The 18,489-nt window shown below is 42.3% G+C and carries 16 protein-coding genes and 1 rRNA gene; 10 read left to right on the top strand and 7 right to left on the bottom strand.

The genetic code is table 11. The features are described 5' to 3' along the window. Positions 1 to 17: 17 nt before the first annotated feature. From lpdA to ampD, 6 genes are all read right to left on the bottom strand, one after another. A complete protein-coding gene (gene lpdA, locus H5185_RS04105; RefSeq protein WP_182741419.1) occupies positions 18 to 1,451 on the bottom strand; it encodes a dihydrolipoyl dehydrogenase in 1,434 nt (477 codons plus the stop codon). Between the two features lie 200 nt (positions 1,452 to 1,651). Next, positions 1,652 to 3,649: a dihydrolipoyllysine-residue acetyltransferase gene (aceF, locus tag H5185_RS04100; protein WP_182741418.1), complete on the bottom strand. Its 1,998-nt coding sequence runs from the start codon at positions 3,647 to 3,649 to the stop codon at positions 1,652 to 1,654. A gap of 11 nt (positions 3,650 to 3,660) precedes the next feature. Continuing rightward, entirely contained in the window at positions 3,661 to 6,327 is a 2,667-nt protein-coding gene (gene aceE, locus H5185_RS04095; RefSeq protein WP_182723559.1) for a pyruvate dehydrogenase (acetyl-transferring), homodimeric type, read from the bottom strand. Positions 6,328 to 6,396: 69 nt separating this feature from the next. After that, a complete protein-coding gene (gene pdhR, locus H5185_RS04090; RefSeq protein WP_124015348.1) occupies positions 6,397 to 7,149 on the bottom strand; it encodes a pyruvate dehydrogenase complex transcriptional repressor PdhR in 753 nt (250 codons plus the stop codon). Positions 7,150 to 7,446: 297 nt separating this feature from the next. Further along, positions 7,447 to 8,298 (bottom strand): beta-lactamase regulator AmpE, encoded by an 852-nt coding sequence (gene ampE / locus H5185_RS04085; RefSeq protein ID WP_182741417.1) that lies wholly within the window; start codon positions 8,296 to 8,298, stop codon positions 7,447 to 7,449. Positions 8,299 to 8,418: 120 nt separating this feature from the next. After that, complete coding sequence (gene ampD / locus H5185_RS04080) at positions 8,419 to 8,973, bottom strand: 1,6-anhydro-N-acetylmuramyl-L-alanine amidase AmpD (protein WP_182741416.1); 555 nt, start codon at positions 8,971 to 8,973, stop codon at positions 8,419 to 8,421. A gap of 207 nt (positions 8,974 to 9,180) precedes the next feature. Here ampD and nadC point away from each other — a divergent pair, with 207 nt between their 5' ends. The 10 genes from nadC (at position 9,181) to mutT (ending at position 17,885) form a co-directional block, all read left to right on the top strand. Further along, on the top strand, positions 9,181 to 10,059 hold the full coding sequence (gene nadC / locus H5185_RS04075; protein WP_182741415.1) for a carboxylating nicotinate-nucleotide diphosphorylase: 879 nt from the start codon (positions 9,181 to 9,183) through the stop codon (positions 10,057 to 10,059). A gap of 850 nt (positions 10,060 to 10,909) precedes the next feature. Next, positions 10,910 to 11,344 carry a prepilin-type N-terminal cleavage/methylation domain-containing protein gene (locus H5185_RS04070; protein ID WP_220494404.1) on the top strand — a complete coding sequence of 145 codons (435 nt, stop codon included), beginning with the start codon at positions 10,910 to 10,912 and terminating at the stop codon, positions 11,342 to 11,344. A gap of 26 nt (positions 11,345 to 11,370) precedes the next feature. After that, on the top strand, positions 11,371 to 11,796 hold the full coding sequence (locus H5185_RS23260) for a prepilin-type N-terminal cleavage/methylation domain-containing protein (RefSeq protein ID WP_182741414.1): 426 nt from the start codon (positions 11,371 to 11,373) through the stop codon (positions 11,794 to 11,796). Positions 11,797 to 11,818: 22 nt separating this feature from the next. Beyond that, positions 11,819 to 13,525 (top strand): type IV-A pilus assembly ATPase PilB, encoded by a 1,707-nt coding sequence (gene pilB, locus H5185_RS04060; protein ID WP_182741413.1) that lies wholly within the window; start codon positions 11,819 to 11,821, stop codon positions 13,523 to 13,525. A gap of 108 nt (positions 13,526 to 13,633) precedes the next feature. Further along, a complete protein-coding gene (locus H5185_RS04055; RefSeq protein ID WP_182741412.1) occupies positions 13,634 to 14,893 on the top strand; it encodes a type II secretion system F family protein in 1,260 nt (419 codons plus the stop codon). 37 nt (positions 14,894 to 14,930) lie between these two features. Then, positions 14,931 to 15,857: an A24 family peptidase gene (locus tag H5185_RS04050; protein ID WP_182741411.1), complete on the top strand. Its 927-nt coding sequence runs from the start codon at positions 14,931 to 14,933 to the stop codon at positions 15,855 to 15,857. After that, positions 15,854 to 16,483 carry a dephospho-CoA kinase gene (gene coaE, locus H5185_RS04045; protein ID WP_182741410.1) on the top strand — a complete coding sequence of 210 codons (630 nt, stop codon included), beginning with the start codon at positions 15,854 to 15,856 and terminating at the stop codon, positions 16,481 to 16,483. Before H5185_RS04050 ends, coaE begins: the two co-directional genes overlap by 4 nt. Continuing rightward, positions 16,476 to 17,210 carry a cell division protein ZapD gene (zapD, locus tag H5185_RS04040; RefSeq protein WP_182741409.1) on the top strand — a complete coding sequence of 245 codons (735 nt, stop codon included), beginning with the start codon at positions 16,476 to 16,478 and terminating at the stop codon, positions 17,208 to 17,210. The genes coaE and zapD overlap by 8 nt, the downstream gene beginning before the upstream one ends. A gap of 42 nt (positions 17,211 to 17,252) precedes the next feature. Further along, positions 17,253 to 17,465: a DNA gyrase inhibitor YacG gene (gene yacG / locus H5185_RS04035; protein ID WP_124015357.1), complete on the top strand. Its 213-nt coding sequence runs from the start codon at positions 17,253 to 17,255 to the stop codon at positions 17,463 to 17,465. Positions 17,466 to 17,489: 24 nt separating this feature from the next. Further along, a complete protein-coding gene (mutT, locus tag H5185_RS04030; protein WP_182741408.1) occupies positions 17,490 to 17,885 on the top strand; it encodes an 8-oxo-dGTP diphosphatase MutT in 396 nt (131 codons plus the stop codon). Positions 17,886 to 18,393: 508 nt separating this feature from the next. On the opposite strand, the gene rrf is transcribed toward mutT, so the two are convergent. Then, positions 18,394 to 18,489: ribosomal RNA gene (rrf, locus tag H5185_RS04025) — 5S ribosomal RNA — on the bottom strand; the annotation flags it as partial.

Below are 18,489 nucleotides of genomic sequence, written 5' to 3'. Positions count from 1 at the left end.
TTCAGTATCAGCTTAGATTACTTCTTTTTCTTAACCGCTTTAGGGTTAGGTAAGTCAGTAATTGAACCTTCATACATTTCAGCTGCTAAGCCTACAGACTCATGCAATGTTGGGTGAGCATGAATCGTTAATGCGATATCTTCAGCATCACAACCCATTTCAATTGCTAGGCCAATTTCACCTAATAATTCACCGCCGTTAGATCCAACAATAGCACCACCGATCACGCGATGAGTCTCTTTGTCGAAAATTAGCTTAGTCATACCTTCACTGCAATCTGAAGCGATTGCACGGCCACTTGCAGCCCAAGGGAAAGTCGCTGTTTCGTAAGCAATACCTTGCTCTTTCGCTTCTTTCTCAGTTAGACCGACCCATGCTACTTCAGGATTAGTATAAGCAATTGATGGGATCACTTTAGGATCGAAGTAGTGCTTCATGCCCGAAATCACTTCCGCAGCAACATGACCTTCATGCACACCTTTATGAGCCAACATAGGTTGACCAACGATATCGCCGATAGCGTAAATATGCGGTACGTTAGTACGTAACTGCTTATCAACGTTAATAAAGCCACGTTCATCAACATTCACACCTGCTTTTTCAGCAGCTAAAGACTTACCATTAGGTGAACGACCAATTGCGACTAAAACAGCATCGTAACGTACAGGTTCTGTCGGCGCATTCTTACCTTCCATTGTCACGTAGATACCATCATCTTTCGCGTCAACTGCGGTCACTTTAGTTTCAAGAATAAGGTTAAACTTCTTCTTAATTTGCTTAGTGAAAACGCGAACTACGTCTTTATCTGCAGCAGGAATAACTTGATCGAACATTTCAACCACGTCAATTTCGCTGCCTAAAGATGAATACACAGTACCCATTTCTAGACCAATAATACCACCACCCATAACAAGCAACTTACCAGGCACTTCTTTCAGTTCAAGTGCGTCAGTTGAGTCCCAAATACGTGGGTCTTCATGTGGAATAAACGGTAATTTAATTGGACGTGAACCCGCTGCAATAATGGCTTGTTCAAACTGAACAACAGTCACAGTACCATCTTCAGCAGTCACTTCTAAGCTGTTAGGGCCGGTAAATTTACCGAAACCATTAACCACATCAACTTTACGCATTTTAGACATTCCGCCTAAACCGCCTGTTAATTGGCTAATGACTTTATTTTTAAAGCTACGTAATTTGTCTAAATCAATCTTTGGCTCACCAAAAAACACACCATGGTCAGCAACAATTTTGGCTTCTTCAATGACTTTTGCTACGTGCAATAGTGCTTTTGAAGGAATACAACCAACGTTTAGACACACACCACCAAGGGTACTGAAACGCTCAACAATTATGGTGTCTAAGCCTAAGTCAGCAGCACGAAACGCCGCAGAATAACCTGCTGGGCCTGCTCCTAGTACGACTACTTGAGTTTTGATTTCGTTACTCATGATTTCCTCTAATCTTGTTCATTCCGTGTGAAAGACGGATCGGCCCAAATGTCGATGTCGCCAGCTTGAAACTTACGTTTCACGTCCAATTTCCTTTCAATTGCGAACTAAAAAATTGGGATGGGCGCATTTTATACTCAAATCAATTTGTTTGAAACCGATCACAATAAAAAGGTCGCTCATATGAGCGACCTTTATGCTTATAAAATCAATGTACGAATGTCTGAAAGTATCGCAGACAAGGTGACACTAAAGCGTGCAGCCATAGCACCATCAATAACACGATGGTCGTATGAAAGCGATAAAGGCAACATTAATTTAGGTTCAAACTCTTTTCCATTCCACTTTGGTTTAATTTCAGATTTTGATACACCTAAAATGGCCACGTCTGGGTAGTTAACAATCGGCGTAAATGCCGTACCGCCAATGCCACCTAAACTTGAAATGGTAAAACAGCTACCTTGCATATCAGCAGACTTTAACTTGCCGTCACGCGCACGGATAGAAATGTCGGTTAATTCACGCGACAATTCAACAATGCCTTTCTTATCAACATCACGAACCACAGGAACCATTAAGCCGTTCGGAGTATCAACGGCAACACCAATGTGGAAGTATTTCTTCTGAATAAGTGACTCACCATCACTGCTTAAGCTTGAGTTAAACACTGGGAACTCTGCTAATGCTTTGGCAACCGCTTTCATCATGAACACTAATGGCGTGATCTTGTAATCGGCTTTTTTCTTCGCAGCAAGGTCATTCTGTTGCTTACGGAATGCTTCCATCTCAGTGATATCAGCTTCATCAAACTGAGTAACATGTGGAATCGTAACCCAATTGCGATGTAAGTTAGGACCAGAGATTTTCTGGATACGGCTTAGTGGTATTTCTTCCACTTCACCAAACTTACTGAAATCAACCTTAGGCGCAGCAATCACGTTTAAGCCACCAGCACCACCCGAAACAGATGTTGATGCTGTAGCTTTAGGGCGTGACAACTCGTATTTCACAAACGCTTGCACGTCTTCTTTCAAAATACGTGCTTTACGACCAGTACCAGACACCTTAGTTAAATCTACACCAAACTCACGCGCTAAGCGACGTACCGCAGGTGAAGCATGCACAACACCCGTTGATGCTGTCACGCTTGCACTCGGATGATGTGGCACAGGCGGAGTTGATGGGCGGCTTGCAGCCATGGGTGCTGGCGCTGATGCGGCAGGTGCAGACTCAGCAGGAGCTGGAGCAGCTTGTGCTACTGGCGCTGAGCTAGTCGTTTCAATAGTGGCAATTAAGCTACCTTGAGATACTTTATCGCCCACTTTAACGGTTAACGACACTAATTTACCGGCAAAAGGTGCAGGCACTTCCATGGTCGCTTTATCTGTTTCAAGGGTAATTAAGCCTTGATCAGCAGTGATGTCATCACCCACAGACACTAGCACTTCAATAATATCCACATCACTAGCATCGCCAATGTCAGGAACATGAATTTCTTGTACCTGAGTTGTCGTGGCAGAAGTTGCCGCTTGTGCTGGAGCCGCTTGCTCAACTGGTGCAGCAGCTTGTGGTGCCGGTGCAGAAGGTGCTGCTGCAGAAGCAGAGCCAGCAACTTCTAACATAATCACCAATGAACCTTCAGACACTTTGTCGCCAACGGCCACTTTAATCTCTTTAACTACACCCGCTTTTGGCGAAGGTACGTCCATGGTGGCTTTATCAGTTTCTAAGGTAATCAACCCAGTATCAACATCAATGCTATCGCCAACAGTAACTAATACTTCGATAACAGACACATCTGTGTCGCCACCAATATCAGGTACGTTAACTTCAATCACTTCTGCACTGCCAGTACTTGACGCAGCAACTGGCGTCACTGGTGCAGGTGCTGCAGCTTGAGCCACCGGCGCTTCAGCTTTTGGCGCTGGCGCAGCGGCTTCTTCTTTAGCAGGCGCAGCATCGGCTGCGCTCATCATCGCGATTAACGTGCCTTCAGACACGGTATCACCGACAGCAATTTTTAACTCTGCCAAGGTACCAGCAAAAGGTGCTGGAATGTCCATGGTTGCCTTATCGCTTTCAACTGTAATGATTGATGCTTCTTTTTCAAGAAAATCACCCACTGCGGCACAAATTTCAATAACCTGCACTGCATCAGTATCGATATTAGGAACCAAAACTTCCTTTAAATCAGCCATTTTGTATCCCCTTACGCGAACTGTGGATTGATCTTGTCAGCATCAATGCCATATTCAGCGATGGCTTTAGTCAGCACATCAACAGGCATTTCATTACGCTCAACAAGTGACTTCAGCGCCGCAATAACGATGAACTTAGCATCAACTTCAAAGTGATGACGTAAGTTTGCACGGCTGTCGCTGCGACCAAAACCATCAGTACCTAGTACTTTATAATCAGTTGGTACAAAAGCACGTAATTGCTCGCCGTAAATCTTCATGTAATCGGTTGCAGCAATGGCTGGTGCATCTGCAGATAATATTTGGCTGATATACGCTTGCTTAGGTTTTGCTGTTGGGTGAAGCATATTCCAACGTTCAACCGTTTGGCCGTCGCGCGTTAGCTCGTTAAAGCTAGTCACACTGAACACATCAGCACTAACACCAAAGTCTTTCGCAAGGGCTTTAGCCGCTTTACGAACTTCTTCTAAAATGGTGCCACAGCCCATTAGCTGTACTTTACCTTTACCACTACCGGCAACAGACTCCAGCTTATAAATACCTTTAACAATACCTTCTTCGGCACCGGCTGGCATTTCTGGCTGAACATAGTTTTCGTTCATTGTGGTTAGGTAATAGAAGATATCTTCTTGATTTTCGCCATACATACGACGAATACCATCTTGTACTACCACGGCAATTTCATAACCGTAAGTTGGATCGTAAGAAATACAGTTTGGAATAGTGTTCGCCAATACATGACTATGACCATCTTGATGCTGTAAACCTTCACCATTTAAGGTTGTACGGCCAGAAGTACCACCGACTAAGAAACCACGCGCGCGCATGTCGCCAGCAGCCCATGCCATGTCACCAATACGTTGGAAACCAAACATAGAATAGTAAATGTAGAACGGAATCGTTGGCATGTCGTTTACTGAGTAGCTGGTTGCAGCTGATACCCAAGATGACATGGCGCCTAATTCGTTAATCCCTTCTTGCAATACTTGACCGGTTTTATCTTCACGATAGTAAGCAACTTGGTCAGAATCTTGTGGAATGTATTTTTGGCCTTCGTGAGCATAAATACCCACTTGACGGAATAAACCTTCCATACCGAAAGTACGAGCTTCATCAGGAATAATTGGCACAATACGTTTGCCAATGCCTTTGTCTTTTAACAAGGCGGTTAATACCCGAACAAATGCCATTGTTGACGAGATTTCACGGCCGTTTGAGCCTTTTAAAATCGAATCAAAAATTTTCAGTGAAGGGACTTCTAACTCTTCAGTGAATTTTTCACGACGTTGCGGTAAATAACCTAACAATGCTTCACGACGACTCTTCAAGTATTTTACTTCTTCAGAGTCTGGACCTGGATGATAGAAAGGCAGATCTTCTAACTGGTCATCTGGGATCGGAATATTGAAACGATCACGGAAATAACGGATAGATTCTGCGCCCATCTTCTTCACGTTGTGAGCGATGTTTTTACCTTCACCAGCATCACCTAAACCATAACCTTTAACGGTTTTAGCTAAGATAACCGTTGGACGGCCTTTGGTTTTCTGTGCATGTTCAAGCGCAGCGTAAACTTTAACCGGATCATGACCACCACGGTTTAAGCGCCAAATGTCATCATCTGACATGTTAGCAACCATTTCGGCAGTTTCAGGGTACTTACCAAAGAAATGCTCACGGGTGTACGCGCCACCTTTGGCTTTACAGTTCTGGTATTCACCGTCTACGGTTTCTTCCATTAACTGTAATAACTTACCACTGGTATCACGGGCCAATAATGGATCCCAATAACGTCCCCAAATCACTTTAACCACTTCCCAGCCTGCGCCGCGGAATTCGCCTTCAAGTTCTTGGATAATTTTACCGTTACCACGTACAGGACCATCAAGACGCTGTAAGTTACAGTTAACGATGAAGACTAAGTTATCTAATTCTTCACGCGCTGCTAAACCGATAGCACCTAATGCTTCTGGCTCATCACACTCACCGTCACCTAAGAAACAGTAAACAGTTTGCTTAGAACAATCTTTTAAACCACGGTCAGTCAAGTACTTCAAATAACGCGCTTGGTAGATCGCTTGAATAGGACCTAGACCCATAGATACCGTCGGGAACTGCCAGTAAGTCGGCATTAACTTAGGATGCGGGTACGAAGAAAGGCCTTTGCCATCGACTTCTTGACGGAAGTTAGCCATTTGCTCTTCAGTAATACGGCCTTCAAGGAAAGAACGCGCATAAATACCAGGTGCGATATGACCTTGGAAATACACCAAGTCACCACCATCTTGCTCATTAGGAGCACGGAAAAAATGGTTAAAACACACATCATAAATTGTCGCGCTAGACGCGAAACTTGAAATATGGCCACCAAGCTCTAAATCTTTTTTAGAACCACGTAACACCATTGCCAGGGCATTCCAACGGATAATCGCCCGAATACGGCGTTCCATTTCTTGGTTACCCGGCATGTTTGGCTCTTGGCCTGCAGGAATAGTGTTTAAGTAAGCAGTGGTCGCATTGTAAGGTAAGTGAGTACCGTTACGACGCGCTTTGTCGATTAATTTTTCAAGTAAAAAGTGTGCACGTTCAGGCCCTTCTTGCTCTAACACAGCTTGCAGAGCATCAACCCACTCTTGGGTTTCTGATGGGTCTAAATCTTGAAGCATATCTTCAGACATCTCGCAGTCCTTCTCTATATACGGATTATATTTCGGCTTTAGTTGCTGCTTGTTGACACAACAACTCAGTTAAACGCCGCTCTTTAAACGGCGCAAACTACGTTGCAACCGACTGTCTTCTTTTCTTACTGACAACATGACTTCTTCGATATAGCTTAAGTGCTCATTCGAAGCTTCACGTGCAGCGTCTGGGTCCCGGCGTACAATCGCAGCCAGTAACGCGCGTCTGTGATCATTTGCCATGGTGGAAGCTTCTTCGCGTCGGCTTAAAAGTTCCAGATTTTGTGCAACATTTTTATGCAGCACAGGGGTTAAACTTAATACTAAATGCAGCATAGCAACATTGTGCGATGCCTCTGCGACCGCACGATAAAAACGCACAATGGCATCGGCCTGCGCTTCTACTTCCGTTGCGGTTTCAACTTCATTAATACGGTTTTTAATGTTTTGCATATCCGCATCTGTGCCACGCAAGGCAGCAAAATACGCCATCATGCCTTCAGTAGCGTGACGGAATTCGAGTAAGTCATACTGACTTTCAGAATCGTTATGCATTAACTCAACGATAGGATCGGCAAGACTTTGCCACAGTTGTTCTTTAACATAGGTGCCACCGCCTTGACGACGCATGAGCAACCCTTTTGCTTCTAATTTTTGAATCGCTTCACGTAGAGAAGGACGAGACACTTCAAATTGCACCGCGAGTTCGCGTTCAGGAGGTAGCTTCTGACCCGGCTGTATACTGCCTTCTAGGATCATCCGCTCTAATTGCTCCATGATCACATCAGAAATTTTTGGCTGGTTAATCTTAATATAAGCCATCTGGCGCCCTGCTCCCTAAACAAGCAATTGTCAATTGGTCTTACCAATTAATATGAGAGAGCGCACTTTATCAAATCATACAAGCCATGTCTAGTTATCAGCATATCGACAAAGAACACAGGTTTGTTTAAAACGCTCAAGCCCAGAGGATAACGTAAATTTATCCTCAAGGGGTCAGACCATTTATCCGAAAATCCTAGAAACTAGAGCGCTACGCTGCTAGAGGCTATAAAATCTCAGCAGCGAAGCGACCCTAGCAGGACGCAGTCCGCCCTAGAAGCGTAGCTGCCCTAGAGTCTAACTAACCAACCCAAAAATGGTTAATACCGAAACCATGGTTAATAACAATACAAAATTACGCTTGCTTAATGCCAGCAATGCCAATGTCGATTGCACACTCAAGGGTGCATTGCCCGCTTCAGGTAAGGACTCCGCGGCCACAGCCGTATACGTGACGATAGTTTTAGCATCCGTTTTGACACTTAAGCCATATTGTCGCCAAGCACTTAACCCTTCACTAAACTGGCCACTTAATACATAACCAAAACTAAATACCCGACTTGGTAACCAATCAAATAACATCTGCAAATGATCAACCAAAGGCATTTCAAGCTTATTTTTACTGTTGTACTCGCTATAAAAACGCACGCTACAATATAATATTGCACCAACTGGGCCTAAAAATATCAAGTACAAGGCAACAGCGCCGTAATAACGGTAATTAATCCACGCCACGGTTTGGCCCACTTTACGGCCTAAATCCTGTTCATCTACCACATCCAAGCACTCGGTAGAGTCCAACTCGCTAGCGTAACGGTAACAAGCTTGAACATCACCGCGGCATGCCGCTTGAATATACTGTTTAAATACAATACGTAATGTTTGGTGACTAAAACAAATAATCGATATTAGCACCCAAAATAATAAGCTCAATAAATCAAATAAAATGCCATCAAGAAGAACACTTATCAAAAAGACTGATACAGCCGGCAACGCCAGCGCCACCGCTACGCCAAATTCCGATTTAAGCGATTGGCTGTCCCAAAACTGTTTTTGGTAACGCATCATCACAGTATCGAACTGCCAACTGCTTGGCAAAAGCTTCAAACGCTCTACAAGAATTGCCACTAATAATGAAAATAATGCCATGAATATCCTTTTAATTTATTGCGTTGTTGCTGTCATCATTAGAAGCGCTGCTTTAGTAGGAAAGGTGATAGCGGTTCCCCAACAACGACTCTCTCATAAACTAGTCTACAAGCTTAGGCCTCAATTACCTGCGATGGCCTGCTTATATCGATGCCAATCAAAACTGAACCCGGGATCGGTTTTGCGTCCAGGAGCAATATCGCAATGGCCAACAATATTATTTACGTTAAGCATAGGATACTGCGCCATTAACTCCAATGTTAACAGTATTAATTGCTGGTATTGTTGGTCGGTATAGCCACTACTGTCTGTACCTTCTAGCTCAATACCCAGGGCAAAATCGTTACACCCCTTGCGGCCATTATGCTCAGACACGCCAGCATGCCATGCTCTGTCATCACAACTTACATACTGCACCACCTCACCATCGCGGCGAATTAAAAAATGCGCCGACACTTGCAAGCCAGCCAATTCTGTAAAGCTTTCATCAGCATTAATATCAAGGCAACCTTGAAATAGCCCATCAATATGTCCTAAACCAAAACAGCCCGCTGGTAAGCTAATATTGTGGATCACCAATAAGCTCACCTCATTATCAGGCCGAGCATTAAAATGCGGCGAAATACATTTTCTCGCGCTAGCTAACCAACCTTGTTCTAATAAGCCTTTTGGCATATCACCCCTTAAACATAAAGATATCAGCAGTTCCAATGTAAATTTAACTGTATTAAACAGCAATACCAAGGCTGAAAATTGCCAGCTTGATAGTGTCAGTATATAGCCAAGTTATGGTAATCTTTAACAAATGCTTTCTGTAACAAACACTCCGCCCAATGCGGATACTGTTTAGCCTTATCACGATCTTTAGCAAGGACTTTGCTTATGTTAGAAAACGATATCCGTCATGCGGTGCAAACCGCACTTGATGAAGACTTAGGTCACACAGCCCACAATACCGTTAATGACATGCTTAATGCAGATATTACCGCACAACTTATTCCTGCAGATAAACACGTTTCCGGCGCGCTAATCACCCGCGAAGATGGTGTCTTTTGCGGCAAAGCATGGGCAGAACAAGTCTTCAATCAACTGGGCAGTGAAGTGGTACTGCATTGGCATGTTGATGACGGTGATTTAATTGTCGCGAATCAATTGCTATGTGAACTATCAGGCCCAGCACGCGCTATTTTAACTGGCGAACGTACGGCAATGAACTTCATTCAAACCTTGTCAGGTGTCGCTAGCTTAACTAAGTTGTACGTGAATAAGCTTGTGGGTACCCACACTCAGTTACTCGATACCCGCAAAACCATTCCAGGCCTGCGCACAGCCCAAAAATACGCAGTCACCTGCGGCGGCGGCAAAAACCATCGTATTGGTTTGTTCGATGCATTCTTAATTAAAGAAAACCACATTATGGCTTGTGGTGGCATCTCACAAGCTATTACCGCAGCACGTGCGTTAGACGGCACTAAACCGGTAGAAGTAGAAGTTGAATCTCTTGAGGAGCTCATCCAAGCACTTGATGGCGGAGCTGATATCATTATGCTCGACAATTTTGACGTCACCATGATGGTTGACGCTGTCAGCATGAATAATCGCTATAAAGACCAAGGCAATGGCGCTAAATTAGAAGTCTCTGGCAATGTCACCTTAGACACCCTAGCCACTTTCGCCCAAACCGGAGTCGATTATATTTCGGTCGGCGCACTGACTAAACACGTAAAAGCGTTAGATTTATCTTTGCGATTAAAGGCTTAACCCTTATATTGTCTAGGTTCTAGAGCGGACTGCGTCCTGCTAGGTCGCTGCGCTTCTAGGGACAGCTTTGCTGCTAAGATTTTATAGCATCTAACAGCGCAGCGTTCTAGAACCTAGGCTTTTAGCTTAGCGATAAACCTGTCACATCCGCCATCAAACAACGCCAACAAAATGACATTGTTGCATTTTTGTCAAAAAAATATTCCTCAACCTAATCTGTCAAAAATAAATTATCGTATTATGTACGGGAAATGTGAAATCAGAGCATTTTTAGACATTTATTTTTTATTAATACGCTAATACTATTCCATTTTGTAACGGTTTATACTAACGTTCATTGTAGGCGAGTTGGCCTTTCGGCCATGTACGGTAATCATTAGATTGTAAAACACGTTACATTATTAGTAAGTTGTTAACATTTGCATTTATAACGAGTTGTATAGAAATTTGTATAACCATTGCTATATAGCTCAGCAAATGCCCCTGTAACTTACTAACATTTACGTATTCGCTCTGTGTTTATCGCTCAGCCGAAATGCCATTAAGTAAACAATCTGCTAACATTATTTGCAGTTAACAAGGTTATTATCTATACATAGTGTTTTGTGCCATTGGGCATTACACAGTATAAATAGAGCTAACTCTTGGTAATGCAAGTAATATTGGCTCTATAAAAATCGTGGTCAACTAGTATCTGATATCTAGCACCACACAATTGTGCTTTACGGTTTAGGCAAATGGACTGCCAACTACTACACTTAGCTTCTATATTTAAGCATTTAACTTAAAAACCAGCTAAGTAGCAGTTATCGAGGACTGATACTACCCTAGCCTATTTTACGGAGAGAAAATGAAAAGTATCAATCAAATCAAAAACGCTAAGGGTTTCACCCTTATCGAATTAATGATCGTAGTAGCGATCATCGGTATTTTGGCAGCAATCGCATTGCCTGCTTATCAACAATATACCAAGAAAGCACGTTTTACTGAAGTTGTATTAGCTGCATCAAATATCAAAACATCAATTGATACTTGTTTTCAAACTCGTGGGGCGGGTGTACTAGCTAACTGTGATACTGCTGTTAAAGTTGGAGCTGATTTAACTGGTTCTGCAGCAGGAGCAAATGTTGCAAGTGTCGCAATAACAGCAACAGATGCAATTATTACGGCTACTGGAGATGCTACATCTGTTGATGGTGCAACATATATCTTAACTCCTACAGTTAAAGATGGCACATTAACATGGGCTCAAACAGGTACATGCATTGAAAAAGGTGTCTGCTAATTACGCTTTACAACTATCAAACCACTATGCGTTTAACGCATAGTGGTTTTACTTTAATTGAGGTGATGATTGTCATCTCTATAATTGCAATTTTAAGTGCAATAGCATTACCTAAGTATAAAACTTATGCTAACAGAACAAAGTTTGTTGAAGTTACAGCTTCTGTTGGAGTAGTGAAATCTTCAATTGATGTTTGCTACCAAACTAGAGGGTATTACTCATTACAAAACTGTAATAGCTTCAGTAAAATAGGTCTCGTTAAAAACGGATTGATTGCAGCCCCTTATGTCAATGATGTAGATATTCTAATTGATGGAACCATTACTGCAAATACAATATCTACCGATGGATTTAACGCTGAGACTTTTATCTTGTCTCCAACCCCATCTTCAAGTACTTTGATTTGGAAAGTATCGAGCACATCATCTTGCATCGCTGCAGGTTTCTGTTAACAATTACTAAAGATATTTATATATGTCATCAACTGCACTCCACTTAGGTTTATCGACTTTATTTATCCGCAAAGGCCTCTTAAGTGAAGAGCAAATATCAAGTTCAATTTCTGATTCTCGCAAGCAAAAACAATCTCTCGTCACAACTATTATTCATTTAAAACTTCTATCTGCAAGAGAAGTTGCTGAACTATGCTACGAAGAATACGGCACGCCATTACTTGATTTAAATGAATTTGATATACACAGCATTGCCGATGAGTTGCTGAATAAAAAACTGATTGAAAAGCATAAGTGCTTACCACTATTTAAACGCGGTAATCGTCTATATATTGCGACCTCTGATCCGACCAACATTTCGGCGCTGGAAGATTTTCAGTTTAGCCTTGGGTTACACGCAGAAGCCATTTTAGTTGAAGATGACAAGCTCCATAAAGCATTAGAAAAGATCATTGAGGATGATATTTCCGGTCTTGATTTAGGCGGTGCAGATGAAGAAGCGCTAGCTAACATGGAGGTTACTGATACCGACAGACGTGATGAGCCGACCGGTGACAGCAGTGACGATGCGCCAATTGTTATTTATATTAATAAAATCCTCACCGATGCTATCCGTAAAGGCGCCTCAGATTTACATTTTGAGCCTTATGAGAAACGCTACCGCATTCGTTTTCGTATTGATGGGATTTTACATGAAGTCTCCGAGCCACCAGTCAATCTATCCAACCGTATTTCGGCCCGTTTAAAAGTCATGTCAAAACTGGATATAGCCGAGCGCCGCGTGCCGCAAGATGGCCGCATCAAAATGAAACTGTCACGCACTAAATCCATCGATTTTCGTGTTAGCAGCTTGCCCACCATTTGGGGCGAGAAAATCGTAATGCGTATTTTGGATTCATCGTCCGCTCAGCTGGGTATTGAAAAACTCGGTTATGAAGATGATCAACGCTTATTATACGAAGAAATGCTTGCCAAACCTCAAGGGATGATTTTAGTCACAGGTCCTACTGGTTCGGGGAAAACAGTCTCCTTATATACCGGTCTCAACATTCTTAATACTGAAGAGCGTAATATTTCTACCGCGGAAGATCCTGTCGAAATTAACTTGGAAGGTGTAAACCAGGTTCACATTAATTTAAAGGCTGGCTTAACCTTTGCTTCAGCGCTACGGTCATTCTTACGTCAAGATCCTGATGTGGTGATGGTCGGTGAAATTCGCGACTTAGAAACTGCTGAAATAGCTATTAAAGCTGCGCAAACCGGTCACTTAGTGTTATCCACTCTGCACACCAACTCGGCAGCAGAAACCTTAACCCGTTTAATTAATATGGGTGTGCCGGGTTATAACATTGCCAGCTCAGTAAATTTAATTATCGCCCAACGACTTGCCAGACGCCTGTGCCCAGCGTGCAAACATGAAGAGACCATTCCGGTAGCTGAAATGCAACGCTTAGGTTTTACTGAAGCGAATATAGCCAAAGGCTTTACTGTGTTTAAACCGGTTGGTTGTGAGTTATGCTCTGGTGGCTATAAAGGCCGAGTGGGTATCTACGAAGTAATGAAAATGAGCGATGAAATTGCTCGAGTCATTATGGAAGGCGGTAATTCGTTGCAAATTGCCACCCTAGCAAAACAGCAAGGCATGCGTGATTTACGCCAATCCGGGTTACTTAAAGTGATTCATGGCGTCACTAGTATTGCCGAAATTAACCGTGTCACCAGCTTTTAATTCATCTATAGTTTAATTAGTTATAGTGGTTCAACTATTTAATTGATTATGCTCTATTAGTAATAATCGGTTAACGTGGTGCAACGGAAAAATAAAAGGATTGGCTACATGGCCACAGCGACAGCAAAAAAAAAGCCAAAAGCAAAAAAAATAACCAAACACCAACCTAAAGTATTTACTTACCAATGGAAAGGTACCAATAGGGATGGCCAACGTACCTCGGGTGAGTTAAAAGGTTCCACCATTGCAGAAATTCGCAGCGTATTGAAAGCTCAGGGTGTCACCCCAAAAGGAGTACGCAAAAAATCGCCTCCTTTATTCAAATCTGAAAAAAACATCACTGCAATGGACATTGCGATGATCACTCGTCAAATTGCTACCATGTTATCAGCAGGGGTTCCTTTAGTCACCACCATAGAACTGCTTGGCCGCGGCCATGAAAAAGCTAAAATGCGCGAATTATTAGGTACAATTTTATCTGATGTCCAATCCGGTATTCCACTATCAGACTCACTCAGACCTCATCGACGTTATTTCGATGATTTATATGTCGATTTAGTCGCAGCCGGCGAACATTCAGGTTCACTCGATGCAGTATTTGATCGCATTGCCATATATAGAGAAAAGGCTGAGCAATTAAAGTCTAAAATCAAAAAAGCCATGTTTTATCCTGCTGCGGTAGTAATTGTTGCAATACTAGTGACTTCGCTTCTACTTTTATTTGTGGTCCCCCAATTTGAAGAAATCTTTAACGGCTTTGGTGCTGAATTGCCGGCGTTTACTCAGCTTATTATTGGCATATCCCGCTGGCTTCAAGCATCTTGGTATTTTTTTGTGATAGCCATTATCATTGCTATTTGGCTTTTTAAACGAGCCCATCGAACATCGCAAAGTTTTCGTGATCGAATCGATGTGTTAGTTCTTAAAATCCCAGCTATTGGTGAAATACTACATAAAGCAGCAATGGCTCGTTTTGCTCGTACCTTATCAACAACCTTCGCTGCTGGCGTGCCACTAATTGATGGCTTAGAATCAGCCGCGGGGGCGTCAGGTAACTATGTCTACCGTAAAGCTTTACTCAAAGTTCGCCAAGAAGTGATGTCTGGTATGCAGATGAATGTTGCTATGCGCACCACAGGCTTGTTCCCAGATATGCTAATTCAAATGGTGATGATTGGTGAAGAATCTGGTGGCTTAGACGAAATGCTCAATAAAGTATCTAATATCTATGAAATGCAGGTTGATGATGCCGTGGATGGGCTATCAAGCTTAATAGAACCGATTATGATGGTGGTGATTGGAACTGTTGTCGGTGGCCTAATCATCGGTATGTATTTACCAATTTTTGAAATGGGTAACATCGTTTAGTTAAATCAAATAACCCTCAAAACAAAAAAGAATAACAATGACTGAATCAATTTCAACTTTTGTTGCCACAATGGCCCAGTATCCATTGGCGTTCATTGCAATTAGCTTTATTTTTGCTGCTACCATTGGCAGTTTTCTCAACGTCGTTATCCACCGTTTACCGGTAATGATGAAACGTGAATGGCAAAGTGAATGTAATTTTTACCTCAATGAATATCATCCTGATATTGTCGAACAGGTCGGTAATGACCGTTTAAACAAACCTATTGATGCTTTTCCTGCAAAATACAACCTTGTGGTACCTGGTTCTGCTTGCCCAAAATGCAAAGCCAATATAAAGCCTTGGCATAATCTGCCAGTATTGGGTTGGTTAATGCTTGGTGGAAAATGTGCCGATTGCAAAACTCATATTTCAAGCCGCTATCCCATTATCGAATTACTCACAGGGTTATTAGTCGCAGTATTAGCATGGCACTTTGGCCCAACATGGCAATTTGTTTATGCCAGCATTTTAACGTTTGTGTTAGTGGCATTAACAGGCATCGATTTAGATGAAATGCTATTACCGGACCAACTCACCTTACCAATACTATGGCTAGGATTAATCATTAACCTTAGAGGGATTTATACTAGCCCAGAAGACGCCATTATCGGTGCTGCCGCTGGCTATTTAAGCTTGTGGTCAGTATTTTGGTTATTTAAGCTGGTAACAGGCAAAGAGGGCATGGGTTATGGCGACTTTAAGCTATTAGCTGTATTCGGTGCTTGGTTAGGCTGGCAAATGCTGCCACTGATTATTTTATTGTCCTCACTTGTGGGTGCTGTTGTCGGTATTAGTATGATTATCACTAAGCAAATCAACAAAGGCAATCCAATCCCCTTTGGCCCTTATATTGCTGCTGCCGGCTGGATAGCGTTAGTATGGGGACATGACATTCTCAATTGGTATCTTAGTACGTTATGATGGCAAAAAAGTATATTGTCGGCTTAACAGGCGGCATTGCCAGCGGTAAAACAACTGTGGCCAATCTATTCGCACAATATGGCATAGACTTAGTTGATGCTGATGTTATCGCTAGAGAGGTTGTCTCAATCGGTTCGGATGGGCTAAATGCAATAAAGCAGCACTTTGGCCGGGGAATATTATTAGCGGATAACAGCTTAGATAGAGCGGCTCTACGAGCACAAGTGTTTAATAACCCTGAGCAACGTTTGTGGCTTAACAATTTACTTCATCCAATGATCCGCCAAAGGATGCTCGACCAAGTACAAGCATCGACTTCGGCATATGTAATAATGGTAGTACCCTTGCTATTTGAGAATCATTTAGATAGTTTAGTTGATACTACTTTGGTCGTAGATATTGCACCGGAGTTACAGGTTTCAAGGACGATGCAACGTGATGCTGTCAGTAAAGAACAAGTTGAGCATATTCTCGCCAGTCAAATGACCCGGGAACAGCGACTCGCTCTGGCTGATAATATTATTGATAATCAAGGAGAACATGAGCAGTTGCGCAGTCAAGTATTTCGTCTGCATCAACAATACCTACAACAGGCAACCGATTTAGAAACTAACGTCAATGACTGATTTAATTTATGAACAACCATTAAATGAAAAAATACGCAGTTATTTACGTATAGAAAACCTTGCCTTACAGTTACAGCTGCATGCTGAACAAGATCATCAATATCAGTGTTTTAATCCTTTATTTTCGCTTGCAGAGCTAACAGAACGTTGTGATTATCGTACCGACATCTTAAAAGATATCGAAAAACAAATTCAATTAATTTCACAATGGCGTACTCATTCAAGTGTTGATAACGATCAAGTAGATAAACTCACTGACAGGCTTATCGCGTTAAAGTCACCTTTGCAAACACAAGAAAGAATTGGTTGTAGCCTCAAACGAGATAAATTTCTTACTTCTTTGCGTCAGCGTTTTAATATGACTGGAGCATACTGTAATTTTGATTTCCCTCAACTGCACTTTTGGCTAGGCAAAGACTGGCAATATCGACAACGAGACATAAACAACTGGCTTGCAGAATACCAACCCTTATTAGCGTCTATCATGTTGCTTTTAGAACTGATTAGAGCCACTGAAGATTTTAGATTATCTCAAGCTCCGGTAGGGTTTTATCAAGGTAATTCATCACAGCCGTTATCCTTAATCCGCGTAAAGATAAACTCAGACCAAAATTGCTATCCTACCGTCAGTGGTAATCGAAATCGTTATGCTATTCATTTTGTCGATTTTGATTTACACCGCCATACCTGTGAAACTATTGATTTCTCACTAGCAACCTGCAGTTAAACCCTTTAACATTCTAAGTAAGACTAACAACCAAGAATCATTATGCCGCTAACAGTAGTAAACTGCCCAATTTGCAAAACCAAAGTTGAATGGAAAGACGAATCACTATTTAAGCCTTTTTGTAGTGAACGTTGTAAACTTATCGATCTTGGTGATTGGGCAAGTGAAAAACATGCAATCCCGATCAAGAACAGTATCGACCCAGATATGCTTGATGACATTGGTTTTGATGAAGGTGACTTCTTTAAACAATAAGCTCAAATAATAAGGAGTCGAAACATGCAAAAGAGAATTCATGTTGCTGTTGGTGTCATCATTAATCAAGATAGGCAGATTTTACTTGCTAAAAGGCTTGGACACCTTCACCAAGGCGGAAAATGGGAATTCCCAGGCGGTAAGGTAGAAACAAATGAAACGGTTACTGAAGCGTTAATTAGAGAACTAAAAGAGGAAGTTAATCTTGATGTCTCTCATTCAACTCCCTTCATGGACATCATTCATGATTATCCAGATAAACATGTCAGACTCGATATCCATTTAATTACTGAATTCTCAAACCAAGCTATAGGTATGGAACAGCAGCAAATTGAATGGGTACCAATCCATAGTATTGCAGAATATGACTTCCCCGAAGCTAATAAGCCTATCGTAGAAAAAATATTAGCTGAACTCTGAAATCGACCCGAACCTTCTATTTGAAAGCCTATTTCTAAAGAATAACACCCATTACTAATCAAGTAATGGGTTTAAAACTGTCTTACCAGCCACCAAAGTTCACACTTATTTTATCTACTAATGAGCATCGCATTGGTAAGGCCTAGGTGAGCGTCTAGCGAACTACACCTAGCATCGATGTTCTGATTGCTTAGGTTTCAAAGCACAAAACAAAAAGGCCACCTTAGTCGGGTGGCCTTGCTGTGTTCTTTGGCCCCTAGAACTGACCGACATATCAACCACACTGGTCAATGGTTTAGGTCCAAGAACGGCTTTCAGGCACAAATTGCAGACGTAAAAAAGCCCGCTACATAATAGCGGGCTGTTTCACGACTCTTTCAAGACAAATAGGTGCCTGGAACTGACCCTCTCTTGCATGGGCATATCATCCACACTGACCAATTGCTTAGGTTTAAGGCACAAAACAAAAAGGCCACCCGATTAAGGTGGCCTTGCTGTTTTATTTGGCGCCTGGAAATGACCTACTCTCGCATGGGGAGACCCCACACTACCATCGGCGATACTGTGTTTCACTTCTGAGTTCGGAATGGGATCAGGTGGTGCC

Origin of the sequence: Shewanella sp. SG44-6, from assembly GCF_014164185.1 — a bacterium.
Lineage (GTDB): Bacteria > Pseudomonadota > Gammaproteobacteria > Enterobacterales > Shewanellaceae > Shewanella > Shewanella vesiculosa.
The sequence above is the reverse complement of the archived record's forward strand: the minus strand, read 5'-3'. Positions and strand labels throughout refer to the sequence as shown.

Bases quoted from the DNA above. Each gene is read 5' to 3' on its own strand.
- lpdA (WP_182741419.1), bottom strand. From the start codon at position 1,451: ATGAGTAACGAAATCAAAACTCAAGTAGTCGTACTAGGAGCAGGCCCA.
- aceF (WP_182741418.1), bottom strand. From the start codon at position 3,649: ATGGCTGATTTAAAGGAAGTTTTGGTTCCTAATATCGATACTGATGCA.
- aceE (WP_182723559.1), bottom strand. From the start codon at position 6,327: ATGTCTGAAGATATGCTTCAAGATTTAGACCCATCAGAAACCCAAGAG.
- pdhR (WP_124015348.1), bottom strand. From the start codon at position 7,149: ATGGCTTATATTAAGATTAACCAGCCAAAAATTTCTGATGTGATCATG.
- ampE (WP_182741417.1), bottom strand. From the start codon at position 8,298: ATGGCATTATTTTCATTATTAGTGGCAATTCTTGTAGAGCGTTTGAAG.
- ampD (WP_182741416.1), bottom strand. From the start codon at position 8,973: ATGCCAAAAGGCTTATTAGAACAAGGTTGGTTAGCTAGCGCGAGAAAA.
- nadC (WP_182741415.1), top strand. From the start codon at position 9,181: ATGTTAGAAAACGATATCCGTCATGCGGTGCAAACCGCACTTGATGAA.
- H5185_RS04070 (WP_220494404.1), top strand. From the start codon at position 10,910: ATGAAAAGTATCAATCAAATCAAAAACGCTAAGGGTTTCACCCTTATC.
- H5185_RS23260 (WP_182741414.1), top strand. From the start codon at position 11,371: ATGCGTTTAACGCATAGTGGTTTTACTTTAATTGAGGTGATGATTGTC.
- pilB (WP_182741413.1), top strand. From the start codon at position 11,819: ATGTCATCAACTGCACTCCACTTAGGTTTATCGACTTTATTTATCCGC.
- H5185_RS04055 (WP_182741412.1), top strand. From the start codon at position 13,634: ATGGCCACAGCGACAGCAAAAAAAAAGCCAAAAGCAAAAAAAATAACC.
- H5185_RS04050 (WP_182741411.1), top strand. From the start codon at position 14,931: ATGACTGAATCAATTTCAACTTTTGTTGCCACAATGGCCCAGTATCCA.
- coaE (WP_182741410.1), top strand. From the start codon at position 15,854: ATGATGGCAAAAAAGTATATTGTCGGCTTAACAGGCGGCATTGCCAGC.
- zapD (WP_182741409.1), top strand. From the start codon at position 16,476: ATGACTGATTTAATTTATGAACAACCATTAAATGAAAAAATACGCAGT.
- yacG (WP_124015357.1), top strand. From the start codon at position 17,253: ATGCCGCTAACAGTAGTAAACTGCCCAATTTGCAAAACCAAAGTTGAA.
- mutT (WP_182741408.1), top strand. From the start codon at position 17,490: ATGCAAAAGAGAATTCATGTTGCTGTTGGTGTCATCATTAATCAAGAT.